The following is a 22,601-nucleotide window of genomic DNA, read 5'->3' as shown; positions in this document are numbered from 1 at the left end:
ATTTACCCTCTTGCCGCAAGTGCGGTAACGCGATCGTAAGCTGCACCGGAGCGCAGTACGTCCAGAACTTTTTGGGCGTTGGCTTTCAGATCTTCCTCGCCATGTAAACGCATCAGCATGGCTACGTTGGCCGCCACGGCGGCCTCATGGGCGGCCTCACCTTTACCTTGTAATAAGCGCGTGAGAATGTCACGGTTTTCTTCCGGCGTGCCGCCCGCCAGGGCGTCCTGATGGTACGGGGTCAACCCGAAGTCAGCGGCCTCAAGCTGATAGTTCAGCACTTCGCCGTTATTCAGTTCCGCCACCAGCGTGGGCGCATGCAGGGAAACTTCATCCATCCCGCCGCTGTGTACCACGGCGGCGCGTTGGTAACCGAGGACGCGCAGCGTCTCCGCAATCGGCAGGACCAGTTCCGGGCTGTAAACGCCAATCAGCGCCAGCGGCGGGTGCGCCGGGTTAATGAGTGGACCGAGCACGTTAAACAGCGTACGGGTTTTGAGCTGCTGGCGAACCGGCATCGCGTGGCGGAAACCGGTGTGATACTTCGGCGCGAACAGGAAACAGACGCCCAGGTCATCCAGCGCTTCACGGGAACGCTCGGCGTTCATGTCCAGGTTGATACCGAAAGCCGCCAGCAGGTCGGACGATCCTGAACGGCTGGACACGCTGCGGTTGCCGTGTTTCGCCACCTTCAGACCGCATGCCGCGGCCACAAAGGCGCTGGCGGTGGAAATATTGATACTGTTACTGCCGTCGCCACCGGTCCCGACAATATCGGCAAACGGATAGTCCGGGCGCGGGAACGGGGCGGCATTTTCCAGCAGCGCGGTTGCCGCGCCGGCGATCTCCTGCGGGCTTTCGCCACGTACCTTCATGCTCACCAGCGCAGCGGCCAGCTGCTCAGGCTTCAGCTCGCCGCGCACGACGGCGGAGAACAGCTGATGGCTCTCCTGCTGGCTCAGGGTCTGAGCCTGATACAGTTTTTCCAGAATCGGTTGCAGGGTGTTGGTCTGCTCCAGCTTTTGTAGCGCCCAGTCGAGCGTTTGCTCCAGCAGACGCGCGCCGTTGGACGTCAGGATAGATTCCGGGTGGAACTGCATCCCGCAGACGCGATCCGCATCGTGACGCACCGCCATCACCATCCCTTCAAACGAGGCGTTAATGGTCAGCCCGGCCGGAATGTTGCTGCCGACCAGCGAGTGGTAACGCGCTACCGGAAGCGGGTTCGGCAGACCGGCAAACATCGCCTGACCGTCATGTTCAATACTTGACGCTTTACCATGGAGGATCTCCCCCGCCTGACCCACGTAACCGCCGTAGGCTTCGACAATCGCCTGGTGGCCGAGGCAGATGCCGATAATCGGCAGCTTGCCGCGCATACGGGTCAACAGCTCAGGCATACAGCCTGCTTCGCTCGGTGCGCCTGGGCCCGGGGAGAGCATCAGCACCGGGTTTTGCATGGTCGCCAGACGGTCAATTAGCGTCTGGGCCGGAACGTGGTTGCGATAGATAACGACATTGTGACCATTCGCACGCAGCTGATCTGCCAGGTTGTAGGTAAAGGAGTCGATATTATCGAGCAGCAGAATGTCAGCCATCAGAAAATCTCCTGTGCATGGTGTGCGGTAGCAATGGCGCGCAGTACCGCGCGCGCTTTACTGCGGGTTTCGTCGGCTTCCGACTGCGGAACAGAATCCAGCACAATTCCGGCCCCGGCCTGGACGGTGGCAATGCCGTCCTCAACGTAGGCGGAGCGGATCACGATGCAGGTATCAAGGTCACCGTGAGCGGTGAAATAGCCCACGGCACCACCGTAGCTGCCGCGACGGCGTCCTTCCGCTTCGGCGATCAGCTGCATGGCGCGGACTTTCGGCGCGCCGCTCAGGGTGCCCATGTTCATGCAGGCGCGGTAGGCATGCAGAACGTCGAGGTCGTGGCGCAGTTCACCCACCACGCGGGATACCAGGTGCATGACGAAGGAGTAGCGGTCGACTTTGGTCAGGTCCGCCACGTAGCGGCTGCCTGAGGTGCAAATACGTGCCAGATCGTTACGCGCCAGGTCAACCAGCATCAGGTGTTCGGAGAGCTCTTTATGGTCGGTACGCATTTCCAGTTCGATGCGGCTGTCGAGATCGCGGTCCAGGGAGCCATCGGCACGACGGCCGCGTGGACGGGTTCCCGCTATCGGGTAGATCTCAATCTGGCGGCTGGTGGCGTCGTACTTGAGGGAGCTTTCCGGCGACGCGCCAAACAGGGTGAAATCATTGTCCTGCATAAAGAACATGTACGGGCTTGGGTTGCTCTTTTTCAGCACATCGTAAGCCGCCAGCGGCGACGGGCAGGGCAGTGTGAAGCGACGGGACGGCACTACCTGGAAAATCTCCCCGGCACGAATCGCTTTTTGCATCTGACGTACCACCGCGCCGTACTGATCGTCGGTCTGACTCACCTCGCAGGTCATCTTTTCAACACGCTGCACCGGGAGCGCGGGCGGTGCTTCTGACATCTGCTGTTGCAGTTGGGCGATGCGCTGCGCGAGGCGATTTTTCTCAGACTCAGACGGAGTGAAGAGGCTGGCCTGGATGCGAGTATATTTTTTCTGATGGTCGATCACCAGCAGGGTTTCGGCCAGGTAGAAACAGTAGTCCGGGCAGCGGTTTCCCTGCTCGGTTTCCGGTAAATCTTCAAAGCCAGCAACCAGGTCGTAAGCAAACAGCCCGCCAAAAAACATTGCTTCGCGCTCAACTTCCGGCACGGCCACCAGATTTTGCAGCAGGCGAAAGGCGTCAAAAACGGAGAGCGAGCAGAGGCGGGCATCCTCATCCAGCAGCTGGCTCACCGGCGGGAAATGCAGAATACGCAGGTCCGGGTGGCGTTCATTTTCAATGCCTGAAGGCAGCGCCGCATCCAGCAGCGGCAGGAGCGACGCGCCATTGTCAGACAACGCCCTGATAGTGACGGTGTCACCTAACGCGGTAATGCGCAGCGCGCTGTCAACCAGCAGCAGGCTTTTGAGGTCGTCCTTACTGTCGATATCAGCTGACTCCAGCAGCAGCGTCGCGGGACGTGCGCCGCACACCTGATGAAACAGCGCGGTAGGGTTATGGCGATAGGCCGCCTCGCAGGTCAGCAGTTCGAGGTGGGGTTTGGCTGTTTGCATGTTGTTGTTCTCATATTCTGTTCAAAAAAAAGCCCGCTTGGGAGCGGGCCGGGTATCTGTTTGCTTATCGCAGACGTGTGACACTGCCCGAAGATCAGGAAGTACGCCACCAACCGTGCAGAGCGAAATGTGCTGTCATTTTCAGATACCTTTCTCGTGTGAACTTGCGTACTAGTTAACTAGTTCGTTGGCGTGTTGTCAACCCCTGATTTCAGTATTTCACGGTTAGTCGGTATCATAGGGGCTTCGGATGTCTCCAACCTGTTATGGGAAGTGCTTTGAGCGATACCACCTACGCCGTAATTTATGATTTACATAGCCATACGCAGGCTTCAGATGGCCTGCTGACACCCGAAGCTCTGGTCCATCGCGCCGTTGAAATGCGTGTCGGCACGCTGGCAATAACCGATCACGATACCACTGACGGCATTCCCGCCGCGCGCGCCGAGATTGCCCGCAGCGGACTGGCGCTGGATCTGGTGGCCGGGGTTGAGATCTCGACGGTCTGGGAAAACCACGAAATTCATATCGTTGGCCTGAATATCGATACAGAACATCCGGCCATGCGTGCTTTTTTGCAAGAACAAAAAACACGCCGCAATCAACGCGCGGAGATGATTGGCGAACGTCTGCAAAAAGCGCATATTCCCGGTGCGCTGGAAGGCGCGCGAACGCTGGCGAACGGTGGGGCGGTGACGCGTGGCCATTTCGCCCGTTTTCTTGTGGATGCCGGTAAGGCGACGACCATGGCAAATGTCTTTAAAAAGTATCTGGCGCGCGGGAAAACCGGATACGTTCCCCCACAGTGGTGTACAATAAAACAAGCTATTGATGTGATTCATCATTCTGGCGGTAAGGCCGTGCTGGCCCATCCGGGGCGGTATAATCTTTCTGCTAAATGGCTGAAAAGACTGCTGGCACACTTTGCCGAATGCGGCGGTGAGGCGATGGAAGTTGCCCAGTGTCAGCAGGCACCCAATGAGCGTTCGCAGCTCGCGACCTACGCCCGTCAGTTTGGTCTGCTTGGGTCACAGGGTTCAGATTTCCATCAGCCCTGCGCGTGGATTGAATTGGGGCGCAAGCTCTGGTTACCCGCGGGCGTTGAGCCTGTCTGGCAGCTCTGGGAACAGCCACAGCAAATTGAAGAGAGGGAAGTATGAGTCAGTTTTTCTATATCCATCCGGATAACCCCCAGCCACGTCTGATTAATCAGGCCGTGGAGATCGTCCGCAAAGGCGGCGTTATTGTCTACCCAACCGATTCTGGCTACGCGCTGGGCTGTAAAATTGAGGATAAAGGGGCGATGGAGCGCATCTGTCGCATCCGCCAGCTGCCGGATGGCCACAACTTCACCCTGATGTGTCGCGATCTCTCTGAGCTGTCGACCTATGCTTATGTTGATAACGTGGCCTTTCGTCTGATTAAAAACAACACGCCGGGTAACTACACCTTCATTCTGAAGGGGACAAAAGAGGTGCCGCGTCGTCTGTTGCAGGAAAAACGTAAAACCATCGGCATGCGCGTGCCGTCGAACCCGATTGCCCAGGCGCTACTGGAAACCCTCGGCGAGCCGATGCTCTCCACATCGCTGATGCTGCCGGGCAGTGAGTTTACCGAGTCCGACCCGGAAGAGATCAAAGATCGTCTGGAGAAGGTGGTGGAGCTGATTATTCATGGCGGCTATCTTGGCCAGCAGCCGACCACCGTGGTGGATCTCACCGAAGACGCGCCAGAAGTGATTCGTGAAGGCGTGGGCGATGTTAAGCCTTTCTTGTAAGGGTGTAAGCAGATATACTACGCGGCCATCAAAGCAGGGCGCCGCCCTGTTTTTGACCTGATTCGACGCCTGTGAAGGCGACACCTGAGGAAGCTCAATGAGCGAGAAGTTACAGAAAGTGCTGGCGCGCGCCGGCCACGGTTCGCGCCGTGAAATCGAAGCCATTATTGAAGCAGGCCGCGTGAGTGTGGACGGTAAAATCGCCACGCTCGGTGACCGCGTTGAAATCGTACCGGGGCTGAAGATCCGCATTGACGGCCATCTTATCTCCGTGAAAGAGTCTGCTGAACAGATCTGCCGCGTACTGGCTTACTACAAGCCGGAAGGCGAACTGTGTACCCGCAACGACCCGGAAGGTCGCCCGACGGTGTTTGACCGTCTGCCAAAATTGCGTGGCGCCCGCTGGATTGCCGTAGGGCGTCTGGATGTGAACACCTGCGGCCTGCTGCTGTTCACCACCGATGGTGAACTGGCAAACCGTCTGATGCACCCGAGTCGTGAAGTGGAACGTGAATACGCCGTTCGTGTTTTCGGCCAGGTTGATGAGAACAAACTGCGCGATCTGTCGCGTGGTGTTCAGCTGGAGGACGGCCCTGCGGCGTTCAAAACCATCAAGTTTACCGGTGGTGAAGGCATTAACCAGTGGTACAACGTTACCCTGACAGAGGGACGTAACCGCGAGGTGCGTCGACTGTGGGAAGCGGTCGGTGTCCAGGTGAGTCGCTTGATTCGCGTCCGCTATGGCGACATTCTGCTGCCGAAAGGCCTGCCACGTGGCGGCTATACCGAACTGGATCTGACGCAAACCAACTACCTGCGCGATCTGGTTGGCCTGACGCCAGAAACCACGTCGAAAGTGGCGGTAGAGAAAGATCGTCGTCGCATGAAGGCGAATCAAATCCGCCGTGCGGTGAAACGTCATAGCCAGGTCAGCAGCAATCGCCGCTCTGGCAGCCGTAATAACAACGGTTAATTGAAAAGCCCGGTGAATATACCGGGCTTTTTTTTCAGTAATCAATCCCAATTTGCGCTTTGATACCCGCATCGAACGCATGCTTAACCGGACGCAGCTCGCTGACGGTATCGGCTAGCTCCAGAATGTCCCGATGACACCCGCGCCCCGTGACGATCGCCGTCTGGTGTGCAGGGCGGTTCCTGAGGGCCTCCAGCACGGCTTCCAGCGGCAGGTAGTCATACGCCACCATATAGGTGATCTCATCCAGCAACACCATGTTCAGCGACGGGTCTGAAAGCATTCTTTTGGCATGCTCCCAGACGGCGAGGCAGGCTGCGGTATCGGTTTCCCGGTTCTGGGTATCCCAGGTAAAACCGGTTGCCATTACCTGAAACTCAACGCCATGCGGCTCGAGCAGATTACGCTCGCCGTTGGGCCATTCACCCTTGATAAACTGGATCACGCCCACTTTCTGCCCATGCCCGACTGCGCGGGTGGCGGTCCCAAATGCGGCGGTGGTTTTACCTTTGCCGTTGCCGGTGAACACGATTAGGATACCGCGCTCGTCCTGAGCGGCCGCCACGCGTGCATCAACCTGTTCTTTCAGACGCTGCTGGCGCTGCTGATGACGATCATCACTCATTGCGATATCCCCGGTTTGCGGCCTGGCTGGGCATCGAAGGTCATTCCGGTTTTGCGACGGCTGTCGTCACCCATCAGCCACAGGTAAAGGGGCATGATATCGGCCGGGGTTTTAAGCTTCTGCGGATCTTCTGTCGGGAAGGCGCTGGCGCGCATTTTGGTGCGCGTACCGCCTGGATTAATACAGTTAACCCGCAGGTGGCGGCTTTGGTACTCTTCGGCCAGCACCTGCATCATTCCTTCGGTGGCAAATTTTGAGACGGCGTAAGCCCCCCAGTTCGCACGCCCCTGACGCCCCACGCTGGAGGAGGTAAATACCAGCGAGCCGGAATCGGAGTTGAGTAATAAAGGAAGCAAGGCCTGGGTCAGGAAAAACGTCCCGTTGACGTTAACCTGCATCACCTGCTGCCAAATTTCCGGATCCTGTTCATCCATCGGGCGCACTTCGCCCAGTAACCCCGCGTTGTGCAGTACGCCGTCCAGACGCGGATAATGTGTGCTGATCCGCTGGGCAAGGGCCTGACATGACGCTGGCGTGCAGGTCAGCAGATCGAGCGTATACCAGGGCGTGGGGGTACCGCCGGCGTTTTCGATTTCACGGGCGACGGCCTTGAGCTTTTCTTCATTACGTCCCAGCAGAATAAGGCTCGCACCGTATTCAGAATAGGTCAGCGCCGCTTCGCGACCAATCCCGTCGCTGGCACCGGTAACCAGAATGATGCGGTTCTGTAGAAGGTTTTTTTGTGGCTGATAATGCACGGTGGCTCCTCAGGCGCATTGGGCGTGACTTGCACCTTTATTTATGACTTTTCGGCTTTATGCCCGAAACAGCGTCAGAATTCAATCAGTCTACAGGACAGAACGCTGGGAAATTAACAATTTGCAAAGATTTAAACCAGAAGCGGGGGATTCCTGAAGCCGCCTCGCAGAGGTAATGTCCAGAGCGAGACGCCTGCGCAGGGCTGTTGTACACTGGCGTGAAAGATTCGTGGTTAAATCAAGGTGGAACGCGTGGAATTACTTTCTCAGTATGGGTTGTTTTTGGCCAAAATCGCGACGGTGGTTATTGCTGTCGCGGTGATTGCCGTCCTGATTGTCAACCTGACGCAGCGTAAGCGTCAGCGTGGTGAGTTACGCATTACCCGCCTGAGCGAGCAGTATAAAGAGATGCAGGAGGAGATGTCTCTGGCGCTGCTTGACGATCATCAACAGAAGCTGTGGCTAAAAGCCCAGAAGAAAAAACATAAGCAGGACGCCAAAGCCGCGAAGGCGAAAGCTAAGCTCGCCACGCCACAGGCTGACGCAAAACCGCGCGTCTATGTGCTCGATTTTAAAGGTAGCATGGATGCGCATGAAGTCTCCTCTCTGCGTGAAGAAGTGACGGCGGTGCTGGCCGTGGCGACAGCCCAGGATCAGGTGGTGGTACGCCTTGAAAGCCCGGGCGGCGTAGTGCATGGGTATGGACTGGCGGCTTCGCAGTTACAACGTCTGCGGGATAAACAGATCCCACTCACCGTTGCGGTAGATAAGGTCGCGGCGAGTGGCGGCTATATGATGGCGTGCGTGGCGGATAAAATCGTCGCGGCACCGTTCTCCATTATCGGCTCGATTGGGGTGGTCGCGCAGATCCCTAACTTCAATCGTTTCCTGAAAAATAAAGAGATCGACATCGAACTGCATACGGCGGGTCAGTACAAACGTACGCTGACGCTGCTCGGCGAAAATACCGAAGAGGGACGGCAGAAATTCCGGGAAGATCTGAACGAAACCCACCATCTGTTCAAAGATTTCGTGCACCGCATGCGCCCAACGCTGGACATTGAGCAGGTGGCTACGGGCGAACACTGGTACGGCACGCAGGCGCAGGAGAAAGGGCTGGTGGATGAAGTGGGTACCAGCGATGACCTCCTGCTCAACCTGATGGAAGGCCGTGAGCTGGTGGGGGTGCGCTTCACCCGACGCAAGCGCCTGCTCGACCGTTTTACCAATAGCGCGGCAGAAAGCGCGGATCGCCTGCTGCTACGCTGGTTGCAGCGCGGACAAAAGCCGCTGCTGTAAAGAAAAACGCGAGGCAGATGCCTCGCGTTTTCGTTTTAATCGACCAGGTGGTACTTCTCTGAGAGGGTATGCGCCAGGTATTTAAACATGTTAAACACGGCGGTGCTTTTCGGGGTGGGTAGCCCTTGTTCATCAAGGAAGTATTCACCGCTGAACACCAGCACGCCATTACGTTGTTCCACGCCAGTCGCTTCAATTCCCGCCAGGGTGTCTTCATGGTCGCGAATGAGTTTGTTTGCTTCGATAAGCAATGAAGCTCGGTCAATGGGTTGGGTCGTATTCTGCATATTCCACTCCTTAAACAGTGACAATAGTCTACGCCTGGGTCGCTTCGGGGGCAAATTTTCCCTGTTATCCGAGGGGATAAGAAACAGGGGCTGGCTGGCGGGATTTGCTTTTGCATGCTAATAAAGTTGCGTAACGAATTTTATCAGGTACAGTGTGCGCTTTCGTCATTCTGGCAACAGAATTGCTTGACATTCGACCGGGAATTCGTCACGAATGAACTTTGATGTGAGAAAAATACCCGAAAACTCAATGACCTGGATGTCGCCATTCTGACGTTCGGTAACACATAGGGGTTGATATCCCCTGACGATGTCGCAATATCAATGGCTCGTCGTCAGCGGAAGGGAAATCAACGTGCGGCGTATTCCTGGAAGAATTAAATTAGGTAAAGGTGAATATGGGTAAAGCTCTCGTCATCGTTGAGTCCCCGGCAAAAGCCAAAACGATCAATAAATATCTGGGCAATGACTACGTGGTTAAGTCCAGCGTTGGTCACATTCGCGATTTGCCGACCAGTGGCTCAGCCAGCAAAAAGAGCGCAGACTCTACCTCCACCAAAGGGGCTAAAAAGCCTAAAAAGGATGAACGTAGCGCGCTTGTCAACCGCATGGGTGTTAACCCATGGCACAACTGGGATGCACATTACGAAGTGCTGCCAGGCAAAGAAAAAGTCGTTAACGAGCTGAAACAGCTTGCTGAAAAAGCAGACCACATTTATCTCGCAACCGACCTTGACCGCGAAGGGGAGGCCATCGCATGGCACCTGCGGGAAGTGATCGGGGGTGATGACAAACGCTACAGCCGTGTAGTGTTCAACGAAATTACAAAGAATGCGATTCGTCAGGCGTTTGAAAAGCCGGGTGAACTGAATATCGACCGTGTTAACGCTCAGCAGGCGCGTCGCTTTATGGACCGCGTTGTAGGCTACATGGTCTCGCCGTTGCTGTGGAAAAAGGTCGCTCGCGGCCTGTCTGCGGGGCGTGTGCAGTCTGTGGCTGTTCGTCTTGTTGTTGAGCGTGAACGCGAGATCAAAGCGTTCGTCCCGGAAGAGTTCTGGGAAGTGGATGCGAATGTCACCACGCCGGGCGGCGATGCGCTGCCGTTGCAGGTGAGCCATCACAACGACAAACCGTTCCGTCCTGAAAATCGCGATCAGACCATGGCCGCCGTGGCGCTGCTGGAAAAAGCGCGTTATCAGGTTCTGGATCGTGAAGATAAACCAACCAGCAGCAAGCCTGGCGCACCGTTTATCACGTCAACTCTCCAGCAGGCGGCAAGTACCCGTCTGGGTTACGGCGTGAAGAAAACCATGATGATGGCCCAGCGCTTGTATGAAGCGGGTTACATCACCTACATGCGTACTGACTCCACCAACCTGAGCCAGGACGCTGTCAACATGGTGCGTGGCTATATCGAGGACAACTTCGGTAAGAAATACCTGCCGGACGGGCCTAATCAGTACGCCAGCAAAGAGAATTCTCAGGAAGCGCACGAAGCGATTCGTCCTTCTGACGTTTCTGTTCTGGCTGAATCGCTGAAAGATATGGAAGCGGACGCCCAGAAGCTGTATCAGCTGATCTGGCGCCAGTTCGTAGCTTGCCAGATGACGCCAGCGAAATACGACTCCACCACGCTGACGGTCGGCGCGGGTGATTTCCGCCTGAAAGCGCGCGGCCGCATTCTGCGCTTCGACGGCTGGACAAAAGTGATGCCAGCGCTGCGTAAAGGCGATGAAGACAGAACGCTGCCTTCAGTCAACAAAGGTGACGAGCTGTCGCTGGTTGATCTGGTCCCGGCTCAGCACTTCACCAAGCCACCTGCGCGCTTCAGCGAAGCATCGCTGGTGAAAGAGCTGGAAAAACGCGGCATCGGTCGCCCGTCCACCTATGCGTCAATCATTTCGACCATTCAGGATCGTGGATACGTTCGCGTCGAGAACCGTCGTTTCTATGCTGAAAAAATGGGTGAGATTGTCACCGACCGTCTGGAAGCGAACTTCCGCGAGTTGATGAACTATGACTTCACCGCGCAGATGGAAGACAGCCTCGATGAGGTTGCCAGCCATAAGGCAGAGTGGAAGAAAGTTCTCGACAGCTTCTTCAGCGATTTTACCAATCAGCTTGAGAAAGCCGAGAAAGATCCTGAAGAGGGCGGCATGCTGCCTAACCAGATGGTACTGACGAGCATCGACTGCCCAACCTGCGGCCGTAAAATGGGGATCCGTACCGCGACCACGGGCGTGTTCCTCGGTTGCTCTGGCTATGCGCTGTCGCCGAAAGAGCGTTGCAAAACCACCATCAACCTCGTGCCGGAGAACGAAGTTCTCAACGTGCTGGAAGGTGACGATGCGGAGACCAACGCACTGCGCGCCAAACGCCGCTGTAAGAAATGCGGCACGGCGATGGACAGCTACCTGATCGATCCCAAACGCAAATTGCACGTTTGTGGCAATAACCCGACCTGCGATGGTTATGAGATCGAAGAAGGTGAGTTCCGCATTAAGGGCTATGACGGTCCAATCGTTGAGTGTGAGAAATGTGGTTCCGAAATGCACCTGAAAATGGGACGCTTCGGTAAGTACATGGCATGCACCAACGACGACTGTAAAAACACGCGTAAGATCCTGCGTAACGGTGAAGTTGCGCCGCCAAAGGAAGATCCGGTTCCGCTTCCTGAGCTGCCGTGCGAGAAGTCAGACGCGTATTTCGTGCTGCGTGACGGCGCTGCCGGGGTATTCCTGGCGGCCAACACCTTCCCGAAATCGCGCGAAACCCGTGCGCCGCTGGTAGAAGAACTGTACCGCTTCCGCGACCGTCTGCCGGAGAAACTGCGTTACCTGGCCGATGCGCCACAGCAGGATCCGGAAGGCAACAAAACCGTGGTGCGCTTCAGCCGTAAAACGAAGCAGCAGTACGTGGCGGCAGAGAAAGAGGGCAAAGCGACCGGATGGTCAGCCTTCTTTGTCGACGGGAAATGGGTTGAAGGCAAGAAATAATCTTCCCTTACCGTAACTTACCTGTAAAAGGGCCGGACTTCCGGCCCTTTTTTATTACGTAGTTATTATTTTTTGTTCCGTACTATACAGCCTGGCTATAAATGATATAGTGGTTATAGTTAACCCGTTTCTTATTATCAAATCGTCTTAAGCGATTGACGCATGCGCTAAATCGGATGGTCTGGCATGAAATTACAGCAGCTTCGCTATATCGTTGAGGTCGTCAATCATAACCTCAATGTCTCTTCCACCGCAGAAGGTCTTTATACCTCTCAGCCCGGCATCAGTAAGCAGGTGCGTATGCTGGAGGATGAGTTAGGTATACAGATATTTGCCCGCAGCGGTAAGCACCTGACTCAGGTCACCCCGGCAGGACAGGAAATCATACGCATCGCACGGGAAGTGCTCTCCAAAGTCGACGCCATTAAATCCGTCGCCGGGGAACATACCTGGCCGGATAAAGGCTCTCTGTATATTGCCACCACGCATACACAGGCGCGTTATGCGCTTCCCGGGGTGATCAAAGGCTTCATAGAACGCTATCCCCGCGTTTCCCTGCATATGCATCAGGGCTCACCGACGCAAATCGCAGAGGCCGTGTCTAAAGGCAATGCAGACTTCGCTATCGCGACGGAAGCGCTCCATCTGTACGATGATTTGGTCATGCTCCCGTGCTACCACTGGAACCGCTCTATTGTCGTGACCCCGGATCACCCGCTGGCGGGGAAGGGCGAAGTGACAATCGAAGAACTGGCGCAATACCCGCTGGTGACCTATACGTTCGGCTTTACGGGCCGGTCTGAACTGGACACCGCGTTTAACCGCGCCGGATTAACGCCACGGATTGTCTTTACGGCGACGGATGCGGACGTCATAAAAACGTATGTGCGTCTGGGCCTGGGCGTTGGGGTTATTGCCAGCATGGCGGTGGATCCTGTCTCAGACCCGGATCTGGTGCGTCTGGATGCGCATGATATTTTCAGTCACAGCACCACCAAGATAGGTTTTCGTCGCAGCACGTTCCTGCGCAGCTATATGTATGATTTTATTCAACGCTTTGCGCCACATTTAACGCGCGATGTGGTGGATACAGCTGTGGCGTTACGCTCCAATGAAGACATCGAAGAGATGTTTAAAGACATTAAACTTCCCGCCAAATAATCACTCCCGGTATCTTTCTCTTGCGGAAAGATACCGTCATTCCGCTTTAAACCTGAATTAGAATTATCATCATCTACGCCCACTGTCATATATCGTCATAACCCATTTGATGACTATGGTTTTACTGTCGCAAATTTGCGACAAAAGTAGAAACTAATTTACAGCTGTGCAAATTATTCTTTTCAATTATTTATTTCGGGTCAAAAGATTGAATTTTCCCGGGCTCGGATACGTAAATTCACTGGCTTTTCGGCTAAAGTTTCTTTAGGATTTATCTCATCAGATGATTACTTGTGCCAATTGTTTGGTCTCTAAATGATAAGCGATATCGATTGTATGAGGTTAGCAATGCCGTCAGGAAGTGAAGAACCGCAAAGGGATCCCGCGCTTAAGCGTAAAGCCTGGCTGGCGGTCTTTCTTGGCTCTGCCCTGTTCTGGGTGGTGGTTGCTCTTCTTGTCTGGAATTACTGGGGTTGATTATGGTCATGACGGTGCGTACAGAAGCGAGAAAAGAGATGTGTCAGCTTCGTGACAATGCTCACAAAGCCCGTAAGGCGCCAGCAACCAGCGTGCCAGCTTCCTGGAAACTGACGCCGCAGCAGCAGGCCTTTATTGATGTGTTCGCGGAAGACGAACCCAAAAAACAATAATTTTGATTTTTGCGTAATGATGCAAATAGTCTGAATATAGACCGTGCACTTTTGTACTCCTTAATAAATACACATCAGCAATATAGAACGAGGGCAGACCTCGCAACCTTAAATAATTAAAGTCTGGTGTCCCTATGATGAATAACATGACAACCGTAAAATACTGGTCATGGCTCGGCGTATTCTCAGCGTCGATCCTCTTCTGGTGTCAGCTCCTCTGGCTGGCCTTGCACTAAATCGTAAAACCTCGCCACGGCGGGGTTTTTTGTTTTATCCCTCGCGTTAGACCATTCCTAAATTTATCAATTTGGGTTGTTATCAAAACGTTACGACATCTTTGTGTTATCTTTAATTACAGCCCTGATGATTGTCAGGACATCCCTGTTTTTAAGGAGGAGCTTATGTCGTTAACCCTACGCGAAGCCAGTAAGGACACATTACAGGCGGAAAATAAAACCTGGCGCTACTACAGCTTACCGCTGGCTGCCAGAACGCTTGGGGACATTTCGCGGTTACCCAAGTCGTTGAAAGTCTTACTGGAAAACCTCTTGCGCTGGCAGGATGGCGACTCGGTTACCGAGGAGGATATCCAGGCTCTGGCAGGGTGGCTGAAAAATGCTCATGCAGACAGAGAAATTGCCTATCGCCCGGCCAGAGTGCTGATGCAGGATTTCACCGGCGTGCCAGCGGTGGTGGATTTAGCTGCCATGCGTGAAGCCGTTAAGCGTCTTGGGGGCGATACTGCTAAGGTTAACCCCTTGTCCCCGGTAGACCTCGTCATTGACCACTCCGTCACCGTCGATCACTTTGGTGACGACGATGCTTTCGGCGAAAACGTCCGTCTGGAGATGGAACGTAACCATGAACGCTACGTTTTTCTGAAATGGGGTCAGCAGGCGTTCAGCCGCTTCAGCGTTGTTCCACCGGGCACCGGCATTTGTCACCAGGTCAACCTGGAATATCTCGGCAAAGCCGTCTGGAGTGAATTGCAGGATAAAGAGTGGGTGGCTTACCCTGATACGCTGGTGGGCACAGATTCACACACCACCATGATTAACGGCCTTGGCGTTCTGGGCTGGGGCGTCGGTGGTATTGAAGCGGAAGCGGCCATGCTCGGCCAGCCGGTATCAATGCTCATTCCCGATGTGGTGGGCTTTAAGCTGACCGGTAAGTTATCCGAAGGCATTACCGCCACGGATCTGGTTCTGACGGTCACCCAGATGCTGCGTAAGCATGGCGTGGTGGGTAAATTCGTTGAATTTTATGGCGATGGTCTGGATTCACTGCCGCTGGCGGACCGGGCCACCATCGCCAACATGGCGCCGGAATATGGCGCGACCTGCGGCTTTTTCCCGATTGATAGCGTTACGCTGGAGTATATGCGCCTCAGTGGTCGCAGCGAGGAGCAGGTGGCTCTCGTTGAGGCCTACACCAAAGCGCAGGGCATGTGGCGTAACCCGGGTGACGAGCCGGTATTTACCAGTACGCTGGAGCTGGATATGGGCACCGTTGAGGCAAGCCTCGCAGGGCCAAAACGTCCGCAGGACCGCGTCGCCCTGAGCAACGTTCCGAAAGCCTTTGCTGCCAGCAATGAGCTGGAAGTTAACGCCGCACAAAAAGATCACCGTCCGGTGGACTATGTTCTGAACGGGCATCAGTATCAGCTCCCTGACGGCGCCGTGGTGATCGCCGCTATCACTTCCTGTACCAACACGTCCAACCCGAGTGTGTTAATGGCTGCCGGGCTGCTGGCAAAAAAAGCGGTAGAGCTGGGGCTCAAGCCACAGCCTTGGGTTAAAGCCTCCCTGGCGCCTGGTTCGAAAGTGGTATCCGATTACCTGGCACAGGCCAGACTCACGCCTTACCTCGACGAGCTGGGCTTTAACCTGGTGGGCTACGGCTGTACGACCTGCATCGGTAACTCTGGTCCACTGCCTGAACCTATTGAAATGGCGATCAAGCAGGGGGATTTGACCGTTGGCGCGGTACTTTCCGGTAACCGAAACTTTGAAGGGCGTATTCATCCGCTGGTGAAAACCAACTGGCTGGCCTCGCCGCCGCTGGTTGTAGCCTATGCGCTGGCCGGAAACATGAACATTAACCTGGCGACCGATCCGATTGGTCACGATCGCAAAAATGAACCGGTCTATCTGAAAGACATCTGGCCATCATCGCGCGAAATTGCGCGCGCGGTAGAGAAAGTTTCCACCGAGATGTTCCGCAAAGAGTATGCGGAAGTGTTCGAAGGCACAGCGGAGTGGAAAGCGATCGACGTAGTGGGTTCCGATACCTATGACTGGCAGGATGATTCCACCTATATTCGCCTGTCGCCATTCTTCGACGAAATGCTGGCGGAGCCTGCACCGCTGAAAGATATTCACGGCGCGCGCATTCTGGCGATGCTGGGCGATTCCGTCACCACCGACCATATCTCCCCTGCGGGTAGCATCAAGGCGGACAGTCCGGCAGGTCGGTATCTGCAAAGTCGTGGCGTGGAACGTCGCGATTTCAACTCCTACGGTTCGCGCCGCGGTAACCACGAAGTGATGATGCGCGGGACCTTTGCCAACATCCGCATTCGCAATGAAATGGTCCCAGGCGTGGAAGGGGGTATGACGCGCCACCTGCCGGATACAGAGGTCATTTCAATTTATGACGCAGCCATGAAGTATCAGCAGCAGGGTACGCCGCTGGCCGTTATTGCCGGTAAAGAGTACGGCTCCGGTTCCAGTCGCGACTGGGCGGCAAAAGGTCCGCGTCTGCTCGGGGTTCGCGTGGTGATTGCCGAATCCTTTGAACGTATCCACCGCTCAAACCTGATCGGGATGGGGATCCTGCCGCTGGAGTTCCCGCAGGGCGTAACGCGTAAAACGCTGGGTTTGACCGGGGAAGAGCAGATTGATATCAGCGGTCTGCAAAATCTGCAACCGGGTAAAACCGTTCCGGTGAAGTTAACGCGCGCAGATGGAACGACAGAAGTGCTGGATTGCCGGTGTCGTATTGATACGGCAACAGAGCTGACCTATTACCAGAACGACGGCATTTTACATTATGTGATTCGTAAGATGCTGGACTGATCAAACTCGCCCGGCACATGTGCCGGGCGTTTTGCATTTACTCGCTCAGCAGATGCCCCATTTTGGAAGCTTTGGTATCGAGGTAGTGCGCGTTTTTCGGGTTGCGGCCGACAATCAGCGGTACGCGTTCCACAATATTGATGCCCGCTTCAGTGAGGATTTCCACTTTTTTCGGGTTATTGGTCAACAGACGCACTTCGTCCACGCCCAGCAGCTTGAACATATCCGCGCACAGGGTGAAATCTCGCTCGTCAGCAGCAAAGCCGAGCTGATGGTTCGCTTCGACGGTATCGTAGCCCTGATCCTGCAACGCGTAGGCGCGGATTTTATTCAGCAGGCCGATATTGCGTCCTTCCTGACGGTGATACAGCAGAACGCCACGTCCTTCCTCTGCGATATGAGAAAGGGCGGCTTCAAGCTGAAAACCGCAGTCGCACCGCAGACTGAACAGCGCGTCACCGGTCAGACACTCTGAATGAACGCGGGACAGCACCGGCGTTTGCCCCGAAATGTCGCCGAATACCAGGGCGACGTGATCTTGCCCGGTTGCCAGTTCTTCAAAACCCACCATCAGGAAATCGCCCCATGGGGTTGGCAGTTTGGCTTCTGCCACACGTTTAAGCTGCATGTGATTCTCCAGACCAGGCTGACACGTTTCGTGCCTTTGCCCCATTATGCTTTCTGTATTGGACTATTTTGCCACAAGCCCGGCAACTTCACCTAATCACCACCACGCTTTACAAACGTTAAACGCACAATCCGACATATCCACCTGAATGATGAAATTCAGTTATGATTGTGGTGCTTAGTGAAAAAGGAGAGGACATGCTTTCAATTGCCAGACGAACGGCCGCAGGCGCCGCCGTATTGCTCGTTATCCCCCTGGTCGTTTGGTTCTCCGGCTGGATGTGGCAGCCCGGACAAAACGAGACGTGGCTGAAAGCCTTATACTGGATAACCGAGACGGTCACCCAGCCGTGGGGGATTATTACGCACGTGCTGCTCTGTGGCTGGTTCCTGTGGTGCCTGCGCTTTCGCCTTCGCGCGGCGCTGGTACTGTTTGCCATTCTCGGCGGGGCCATACTTATCGGGCAGGGGGTGAAGTCGTGGGTGAAAGATCGCGTGCAGGAACCCCGTCCTTTCGTCGTCTGGCTGGAAAAAACGCACCATGTTCCGGTGGATGAGTTCTACAATTTAAAGCGTAAAGATCGCGGTGCGCTGGTAAAGGAGCAGCTTGCGGAACAGCAGGATATCCCGACCTTTTTACGCAAACACTGGCAAAAAGAGACCGGCTTTGCGTTTCCTTCCGGGCATACGATGTTTGCTGCCAGCTGGGCGCTACTTGGCGTGGGACTGCTGTGGCCGCGTCGGCGTACCCTCACGATTGCGATTTTGCTGGTCTGGGCGACAGGCGTAATGGGCAGCCGGATGCTGCTGGGGATGCACTGGCCGCGTGATTTGGTGGTGGCAACGCTGATCTCGTGGGTACTGGTGACGCTGGCGACCTGGCTTGCACAACGTTTTTGTGGACCATTGACGCCGCCGCCGGAAGAGAAGGAAGAAATAGCCGAAAGGGAGTCTGGCGGAACCTGAAGGTTGATATTCCGCATTTTGACCATAAATCCATGTAGGGCGCGTTACTTTTTCCATTTCGCGCCCGCCACTAAAATGGTAGCTTATAAGGCTGATTGCAGTGAGTTGAACACGCTTTATACGCTCGAACCACATAACGGGAAGTCATGTGAAATATTTACTCATTTTCTTACTGGTGTTGGCGATTTTTGTCATTTCAGTCACATTGGGCGCGCAAAACGATCAACAGGTAAGTTTTAACTATCTGCTGGCGCAGGGCGAGTACCGGGTGTCGAGCCTGCTGGCGGTGTTATTCGCGGCGGGTTTTGTCATCGGCTGGCTTGTATGCGGCCTGTTCTGGCTTAAGGTTCGTGTTTCTCTTGTTCGCGCTGAACGTAAAATTAAACGACTTGAACATCAACTTACGCCTGCGTCTGACATTCCGGCGAGCTCTGGTGTGCCGGTAGTCAAGGAATAATCGAATATGCTGGAGTTGTTGTTTCTGCTTTTGCCTGTCGCCGCAGCCTATGGCTGGTATATGGGCCGCAGAAGCGCGCAACAAACAAAACAGGATGAAGCAAACCGACTCTCCCGTGACTACGTTGCGGGGGTGAACTTCCTGCTGAGCAATCAGCAGGATAAAGCGGTGGATCTGTTCCTCGACATGCTTAAAGAGGATACCGGCACCGTAGAGGCGCATCTCACCCTGGGAAACCTGTTCCGCTCGCGCGGAGAGGTTGACCGTGCCATTCGTATCCACCAGACCCTGATGGAAAGCGCTTCGTTGACCTATGAGCAACGGTTGCTGGCCGTGCAGCAGCTTGGGCGGGATTACATGGCCGCGGGGCTTTACGATCGCGCCGAGGATATGTTCTCTCAGCTGGTGGATGAGACGGACTTCCGTATCGGTGCGCTTCAGCAGCTTCTGCAAATCTATCAGGCCACCAGCGACTGGCAAAAAGCGATTGATACCGCTGAACGGCTGGTCAAACTCGGCAAAGACAAACAGCGCGTCGAAATTGCCCACTTCTATTGCGAGCTGGCTCTCCAGCAGATGGGTAGCGATGACATGGATAAAGCCATGGCATTGTTAAAGAAAGGCGCTGCGGCCGATCGCAACAGCGCGCGCATCTCGATCATGATGGGGCGGGTCTTTATGGCTAACGGTGATTATGCCAAAGCCGTGGAGAGCCTGCTTCGCGTTATCGATCAGGACAAAGAGCTGGTCAGCGAAACGCTGGAAATGCTGCAAACCTGCTATCAGCAGTTAGGTAAGCAGGACGAGTGGGTTGCGTTTCTGCGTCGCTGCGTTGAAGAAAACACCGGTGCCACAGCCGAGCTGATGCTGTCCGACGTCGTTGAAGAGCACGAAGGGAGTGATACCGCCCAGGTATACATTACCCGTCAGTTGCAGCGTCATCCTACCATGCGGGTATTCCATAAGCTGATGGATTACCACCTTAATGACGCAGAAGAAGGGCGCGCTAAAGAGAGCCTGATGGTGCTGCGAGACATGGTGGGTGAACAGGTGCGGAGCAAACCGCGCTATCGCTGCCAGAAATGCGGCTTCACCGCCTATTCGCTTTACTGGCATTGCCCTTCCTGCCGGGCGTGGTCCACCATTAAGCCAATCCGAGGTCTGGACGGGCAGTGATTTTTTAAAACTCCGCATTTTAGTTACAACATACTAATGGTTACAGTGATTTCGTCAGCACCGTGCGGTCTGGGGTTCGGCAGGAAAATCATTCGATTCTGTTCATTTACCCCGAGGGCAGGTAGAATGCACGCCGTTTATCTGTTCCGCGCCGCTGCGCGCCCATAGACGAAAAGGGCTGGTCATGACGTCTGTTACATCCTCCACTTCCCGCGTAGTTACCGATTCTCCCGTAGTTGTTGCTCTGGATTACAATAACCGTGACGCCGCACTGGCCTTTGTTGATGGCATTGATCCCCGCGATTGCCGTCTGAAAGTAGGCAAAGAGATGTTTACGCTGTTCGGCCCACAAATCGTCCGCGATCTGCACCAGCGTGGCTTCGACGTTTTCCTCGACCTGAAATTCCATGATATTCCAAATACCACTGCGCACGCCGTAGCTGCGGCGGCTGAACTGGGCGTGTGGATGGTTAACGTTCATGCATCCGGCGGGGCACGCATGATGACGGCTGCGCGCGAAGCGCTGGTGCCGTTTGGTAATGACGCTCCGCTTCTGATCGCCGTCACCGTGCTGACCAGTATGGATGAATCCGACCTGCGCGATCTGGGTGTGACGTTGTCACCTGCCGAACACGCGGAGCGTCTGGCGCGCCTCACGCAACAGTGTGGTCTCGATGGCGTGGTCTGTTCGGCTCAGGAGGCGGTTCGCTTCAAATCTGTGCTAGGCCGCGACTTTAAACTGGTAACGCCAGGTATCCGTCCGGCAGGCACCGAGTCTGGGGATCAGCGACGCATCATGACGCCAGAGCAGGCGCTGAGCGCGGGTGTAGACTATATGGTGATTGGTCGCCCGGTGACGCAATCCGCTCATCCGGCAGAGACCCTGAAAGCGATTAATGCATCACTGAAAAAGGGGGCATAATGCGTGACGCCAACAGTCGTCTGGTCTATTCAACGGATACCGGGCGCATTGAAGAGCCAAAAGAGAAAGCTGAACGTCCAAAAGGCGATGGCATCGTGCGAATTCAGCGCCAGACCAGCGGCAGGAAAGGTAAAGGGGTTTGCCTTGTCACTGGCATTGATCTGGATGATGCAGACCTGGTAAAGCTCGCCGCTGAACTTAAAAAGAAGTGCGGATGCGGTGGGGCAGTAAAAGACGGCATTATTGAGATTCAGGGTGATAAACGGGATTTAATTAAAGCGCTGCTGGAAGCCAAAGGAATGAAAGTCAAACTGGCGGGCGGCTAAAATAAATGAGCCACGGACATTGCCGTGGCTCTTTTTTTTACGTGCGTAAGTCAGACCTGAAAATACAAAATATATTATTATACCGGTGAGAGCCGTTATGGTGATTATTTGCCCACCTGGTGACCGATAACACCACCTACGGCAGCACCACCCAATGTACCCAGCGTACTACCATCCGTTAATACTGCACCACCAAGCGCACCAGCACCGGCACCAATCGCGGTGTTACGGTCACGTTTAGACCAGTTAGAGCAAGCGCTCAGGGACATTGCTACAGTGATTGCCAGAACAGCGGCGGCTAATTTTTTGCTGGTAAAGGTCATAATACTTTCTCCTGAATTATCGATTCACGGAAAGGAATGCACTTTAAGTATAGACAATATCCATACTTAAATTCTGTTCCCGTGAAAGCTGGTCGCGCAGGCGTTTCATCATCACGCAGGTGATAGTCACTTCCTGTTATATCGCTAATATTAATTTTACGTGTTTAGAACGGTTTCAACAGGTAAAAACTCTTAAAGGCAGGGTCGGAATACTCTCAGAGAAAGGTTTAAGTGCGCCCATTATTCGGGCGCAGCAGGATAATCAGGCCGTTTTTTTCACAATATCGACAGTCAGGCCGTCTTGTTCTAATTGCTGGCGATATTCATCGCGCAAACGCTCATCCGTAATCACACGGCTGAAGCGTGAAGCCGGACCCATCGTATAAGGGTGTACGGCGCCAAACTTAGAGCTGTCGGTCAGCACAATCGCTTCACACTCTTTGGCGAGTACGGCGTTAACCACGTCTGAACGCATCATGTCGCGACCAGTAAAGCCGGTGTCGGGCTGCCAGCCGTCAATACCAATGAATGCCTTACTGAAGTGAACCTGCTGAACATATTGACGCGTTAATGGCCCCACCATGCTTTCGCTTTTCTTCTGGTAAATGCCGCCCAGCAGTATCACCTCGCACTGAGTTTCCTTCAACAGATGGGCGATATAGCTGCTTACGGTGATGATGGTAACGTCTTTTTGATCGGCGAGCGTGCGCGCCAGAAGAGCGTTACTGCTGCCATTTTCAATAAAGACGGTCTCACCGTTATTCACTAAGGATGCAGCAAACTCCGCCAGCTCCCGCTTGAGCGCATAATTGTTCATCATGCGGGTTTCGACGTCGTCGCTGTCCAGTGGAACGGCATATCCGTGCGCACGCCGCAGGTAGCTCTGTTTTTCCAGCAGATTCAGATCCTGACGAATGGTGACTTCAGAAACGCCGGTGGCTTTAGCGAGATCGACCACGCTTACGCGTCCCTGATCGATCACCATCTGCAAAATGATTTGTTGTCGGGAATTCATAGCATCCATTTAAAAGGCAAGGGCGG

The 22,601-nt window shown here is 54.7% G+C and carries 24 protein-coding genes and 1 other annotated feature; of the genes, 15 read left to right on the top strand and 9 right to left on the bottom strand.

Translation table 11 applies throughout. The features are described from left to right. Positions 1-2 precede the first annotated feature (2 nt). The 3 genes from trpD to trpL all read right to left on the bottom strand — a co-directional run bounded on the left by trpD (position 3) and on the right by trpL (position 3,299). Positions 3-1,598, bottom strand: a complete 1,596-nt coding sequence (gene trpD / locus O1721_RS16350) for a bifunctional anthranilate synthase glutamate amidotransferase component TrpG/anthranilate phosphoribosyltransferase TrpD (protein ID WP_017384223.1) — start codon at positions 1,596-1,598, stop codon at positions 3-5. Next, on the bottom strand, positions 1,598-3,160 hold the full coding sequence (locus O1721_RS16345; protein WP_032648504.1) for an anthranilate synthase component 1: 1,563 nt from the start codon (positions 3,158-3,160) through the stop codon (positions 1,598-1,600). Before O1721_RS16345 ends, trpD begins: the two co-directional genes overlap by 1 nt. Positions 3,161-3,183: 23 nt before the next feature. Then, positions 3,184-3,278, bottom strand: a sequence feature (Trp leader region). Beyond that, positions 3,255-3,299 (bottom strand): trp operon leader peptide, encoded by a 45-nt coding sequence (gene trpL, locus O1721_RS16340; protein WP_071524153.1) that lies wholly within the window; start codon positions 3,297-3,299, stop codon positions 3,255-3,257. (Overlaps the previous feature by 24 nt.) A gap of 127 nt (positions 3,300-3,426) precedes the next feature. On the opposite strand from trpL, the gene rnm reads away from it, so the two are divergent. The 3 genes from rnm (at position 3,427) to rluB (ending at position 5,910) form a co-directional block, all read left to right on the top strand. Then, complete coding sequence (gene rnm, locus O1721_RS16335; RefSeq protein WP_032668833.1) at positions 3,427-4,320, top strand: RNase RNM; 894 nt, start codon at positions 3,427-3,429, stop codon at positions 4,318-4,320. Then, on the top strand, positions 4,317-4,937 hold the full coding sequence (locus O1721_RS16330; protein WP_003856793.1) for an L-threonylcarbamoyladenylate synthase: 621 nt from the start codon (positions 4,317-4,319) through the stop codon (positions 4,935-4,937). The genes rnm and O1721_RS16330 overlap by 4 nt, the downstream gene beginning before the upstream one ends. Positions 4,938-5,034: 97 nt before the next feature. Next, the gene (rluB, locus tag O1721_RS16325) at positions 5,035-5,910 is read left to right on the top strand and encodes a 23S rRNA pseudouridine(2605) synthase RluB (RefSeq protein ID WP_003856794.1); all 876 of its coding nucleotides are present in this window, start codon (positions 5,035-5,037) and stop codon (positions 5,908-5,910) included. Between the two features lie 34 nt (positions 5,911-5,944). On the opposite strand, the gene cobO is transcribed toward rluB, so the two are convergent. Both cobO and O1721_RS16315 read right to left on the bottom strand, forming a co-directional pair. Then, entirely contained in the window at positions 5,945-6,535 is a 591-nt protein-coding gene (gene cobO, locus O1721_RS16320) for a cob(I)yrinic acid a,c-diamide adenosyltransferase (RefSeq protein WP_015570385.1), read from the bottom strand. Next, positions 6,532-7,293: a YciK family oxidoreductase gene (locus O1721_RS16315; RefSeq protein ID WP_017384219.1), complete on the bottom strand. Its 762-nt coding sequence runs from the start codon at positions 7,291-7,293 to the stop codon at positions 6,532-6,534. Before O1721_RS16315 ends, cobO begins: the two co-directional genes overlap by 4 nt. 252 nt (positions 7,294-7,545) lie before the next feature. Between O1721_RS16315 and sohB the strand changes: the two genes are divergently transcribed. Then, on the top strand, positions 7,546-8,592 hold the full coding sequence (gene sohB / locus O1721_RS16310; protein WP_023296716.1) for a protease SohB: 1,047 nt from the start codon (positions 7,546-7,548) through the stop codon (positions 8,590-8,592). 35 nt (positions 8,593-8,627) lie between these two features. Here the strand turns inward: sohB and O1721_RS16305 are convergent, their stop codons facing one another. Then, positions 8,628-8,879, bottom strand: coding sequence for a YciN family protein (locus tag O1721_RS16305; protein WP_003856804.1), 252 nt, complete (start codon positions 8,877-8,879; stop codon positions 8,628-8,630). Between the two features lie 398 nt (positions 8,880-9,277). Between O1721_RS16305 and topA the strand changes: the two genes are divergently transcribed. The 6 genes from topA to acnA all read left to right on the top strand — a co-directional run bounded on the left by topA (position 9,278) and on the right by acnA (position 16,763). After that, positions 9,278-11,875: a type I DNA topoisomerase gene (topA, locus tag O1721_RS16300; RefSeq protein ID WP_017384217.1), complete on the top strand. Its 2,598-nt coding sequence runs from the start codon at positions 9,278-9,280 to the stop codon at positions 11,873-11,875. Between the two features lie 186 nt (positions 11,876-12,061). After that, positions 12,062-13,036 (top strand): HTH-type transcriptional regulator CysB, encoded by a 975-nt coding sequence (gene cysB, locus O1721_RS16295; RefSeq protein WP_006810844.1) that lies wholly within the window; start codon positions 12,062-12,064, stop codon positions 13,034-13,036. A 336-nt stretch (positions 13,037-13,372) separates the two neighbouring features. Further along, positions 13,373-13,513 (top strand): YmiA family putative membrane protein, encoded by a 141-nt coding sequence (locus O1721_RS16290; RefSeq protein ID WP_213083754.1) that lies wholly within the window; start codon positions 13,373-13,375, stop codon positions 13,511-13,513. Between the two features lie 2 nt (positions 13,514-13,515). Beyond that, the gene (locus tag O1721_RS16285) at positions 13,516-13,686 is read left to right on the top strand and encodes a hypothetical protein (protein WP_006810843.1); all 171 of its coding nucleotides are present in this window, start codon (positions 13,516-13,518) and stop codon (positions 13,684-13,686) included. Positions 13,687-13,823: 137 nt separating this feature from the next. Beyond that, positions 13,824-13,922, top strand: a complete 99-nt coding sequence (ymiC, locus tag O1721_RS16280) for a small membrane protein YmiC (protein ID WP_032103392.1) — start codon at positions 13,824-13,826, stop codon at positions 13,920-13,922. A gap of 165 nt (positions 13,923-14,087) precedes the next feature. After that, positions 14,088-16,763, top strand: coding sequence for an aconitate hydratase AcnA (gene acnA, locus O1721_RS16275; RefSeq protein ID WP_017693321.1), 2,676 nt, complete (start codon positions 14,088-14,090; stop codon positions 16,761-16,763). 37 nt (positions 16,764-16,800) lie between these two features. Here the strand turns inward: acnA and ribA are convergent, their stop codons facing one another. Further along, a complete protein-coding gene (gene ribA / locus O1721_RS16270; RefSeq protein WP_032648499.1) occupies positions 16,801-17,391 on the bottom strand; it encodes a GTP cyclohydrolase II in 591 nt (196 codons plus the stop codon). A gap of 197 nt (positions 17,392-17,588) precedes the next feature. On the opposite strand from ribA, the gene pgpB reads away from it, so the two are divergent. From pgpB to yciH, 5 genes are all read left to right on the top strand, one after another. Then, positions 17,589-18,356, top strand: coding sequence for a phosphatidylglycerophosphatase B (pgpB, locus tag O1721_RS16265; RefSeq protein WP_003856815.1), 768 nt, complete (start codon positions 17,589-17,591; stop codon positions 18,354-18,356). A gap of 148 nt (positions 18,357-18,504) precedes the next feature. Continuing rightward, positions 18,505-18,813, top strand: a complete 309-nt coding sequence (locus tag O1721_RS16260) for a LapA family protein (RefSeq protein WP_003856817.1) — start codon at positions 18,505-18,507, stop codon at positions 18,811-18,813. 6 nt (positions 18,814-18,819) lie between these two features. Continuing rightward, positions 18,820-19,989, top strand: a complete 1,170-nt coding sequence (gene lapB / locus O1721_RS16255) for a lipopolysaccharide assembly protein LapB (protein ID WP_003856819.1) — start codon at positions 18,820-18,822, stop codon at positions 19,987-19,989. 184 nt (positions 19,990-20,173) lie between these two features. Further along, entirely contained in the window at positions 20,174-20,911 is a 738-nt protein-coding gene (gene pyrF, locus O1721_RS16250; protein ID WP_032648497.1) for an orotidine-5'-phosphate decarboxylase, read from the top strand. Next, on the top strand, positions 20,911-21,237 hold the full coding sequence (yciH, locus tag O1721_RS16245) for a stress response translation initiation inhibitor YciH (protein WP_015570389.1): 327 nt from the start codon (positions 20,911-20,913) through the stop codon (positions 21,235-21,237). The genes pyrF and yciH overlap by 1 nt, the downstream gene beginning before the upstream one ends. A 104-nt stretch (positions 21,238-21,341) precedes the next feature. Here the strand turns inward: yciH and osmB are convergent, their stop codons facing one another. After that, positions 21,342-21,560 carry an osmotically-inducible lipoprotein OsmB gene (gene osmB / locus O1721_RS16240; RefSeq protein ID WP_017384212.1) on the bottom strand — a complete coding sequence of 73 codons (219 nt, stop codon included), beginning with the start codon at positions 21,558-21,560 and terminating at the stop codon, positions 21,342-21,344. Between the two features lie 262 nt (positions 21,561-21,822). After that, the gene (gene yciT / locus O1721_RS16235; protein WP_017384211.1) at positions 21,823-22,575 is read right to left on the bottom strand and encodes a DNA-binding transcriptional regulator YciT; all 753 of its coding nucleotides are present in this window, start codon (positions 22,573-22,575) and stop codon (positions 21,823-21,825) included. Positions 22,576-22,601 lie beyond the last annotated feature (26 nt).

This window comes from Enterobacter cloacae complex sp. HYC033_NIDB (assembly GCF_056673335.1).
Note: the sequence above shows the minus strand (reverse complement) of the source record. Positions and strands in the feature narration are given on the sequence as shown.

What these genes read in the sequence shown, in the direction of transcription:
- trpD (WP_017384223.1), bottom strand. Translation starts at nt 1,598, where the DNA reads ATGGCTGACATTCTGCTGCTCGATAATATCGACTCCTTTACCTACAAC.
- O1721_RS16345 (WP_032648504.1), bottom strand. Translation starts at nt 3,160, where the DNA reads ATGCAAACAGCCAAACCCCACCTCGAACTGCTGACCTGCGAGGCGGCC.
- rnm (WP_032668833.1), top strand. Translation starts at nt 3,427, where the DNA reads ATGGGAAGTGCTTTGAGCGATACCACCTACGCCGTAATTTATGATTTA.
- O1721_RS16330 (WP_003856793.1), top strand. Translation starts at nt 4,317, where the DNA reads ATGAGTCAGTTTTTCTATATCCATCCGGATAACCCCCAGCCACGTCTG.
- rluB (WP_003856794.1), top strand. Translation starts at nt 5,035, where the DNA reads ATGAGCGAGAAGTTACAGAAAGTGCTGGCGCGCGCCGGCCACGGTTCG.
- cobO (WP_015570385.1), bottom strand. Translation starts at nt 6,535, where the DNA reads ATGAGTGATGATCGTCATCAGCAGCGCCAGCAGCGTCTGAAAGAACAG.
- O1721_RS16305 (WP_003856804.1), bottom strand. Translation starts at nt 8,879, where the DNA reads ATGCAGAATACGACCCAACCCATTGACCGAGCTTCATTGCTTATCGAA.
- topA (WP_017384217.1), top strand. Translation starts at nt 9,278, where the DNA reads ATGGGTAAAGCTCTCGTCATCGTTGAGTCCCCGGCAAAAGCCAAAACG.
- cysB (WP_006810844.1), top strand. Translation starts at nt 12,062, where the DNA reads ATGAAATTACAGCAGCTTCGCTATATCGTTGAGGTCGTCAATCATAAC.
- O1721_RS16290 (WP_213083754.1), top strand. Translation starts at nt 13,373, where the DNA reads ATGAGGTTAGCAATGCCGTCAGGAAGTGAAGAACCGCAAAGGGATCCC.
- O1721_RS16285 (WP_006810843.1), top strand. Translation starts at nt 13,516, where the DNA reads ATGGTCATGACGGTGCGTACAGAAGCGAGAAAAGAGATGTGTCAGCTT.
- ymiC (WP_032103392.1), top strand. Translation starts at nt 13,824, where the DNA reads ATGAATAACATGACAACCGTAAAATACTGGTCATGGCTCGGCGTATTC.
- acnA (WP_017693321.1), top strand. Translation starts at nt 14,088, where the DNA reads ATGTCGTTAACCCTACGCGAAGCCAGTAAGGACACATTACAGGCGGAA.
- ribA (WP_032648499.1), bottom strand. Translation starts at nt 17,391, where the DNA reads ATGCAGCTTAAACGTGTGGCAGAAGCCAAACTGCCAACCCCATGGGGC.
- pgpB (WP_003856815.1), top strand. Translation starts at nt 17,589, where the DNA reads ATGCTTTCAATTGCCAGACGAACGGCCGCAGGCGCCGCCGTATTGCTC.
- lapB (WP_003856819.1), top strand. Translation starts at nt 18,820, where the DNA reads ATGCTGGAGTTGTTGTTTCTGCTTTTGCCTGTCGCCGCAGCCTATGGC.
- pyrF (WP_032648497.1), top strand. Translation starts at nt 20,174, where the DNA reads ATGACGTCTGTTACATCCTCCACTTCCCGCGTAGTTACCGATTCTCCC.
- yciH (WP_015570389.1), top strand. Translation starts at nt 20,911, where the DNA reads ATGCGTGACGCCAACAGTCGTCTGGTCTATTCAACGGATACCGGGCGC.
- osmB (WP_017384212.1), bottom strand. Translation starts at nt 21,560, where the DNA reads ATGACCTTTACCAGCAAAAAATTAGCCGCCGCTGTTCTGGCAATCACT.
- yciT (WP_017384211.1), bottom strand. Translation starts at nt 22,575, where the DNA reads ATGAATTCCCGACAACAAATCATTTTGCAGATGGTGATCGATCAGGGA.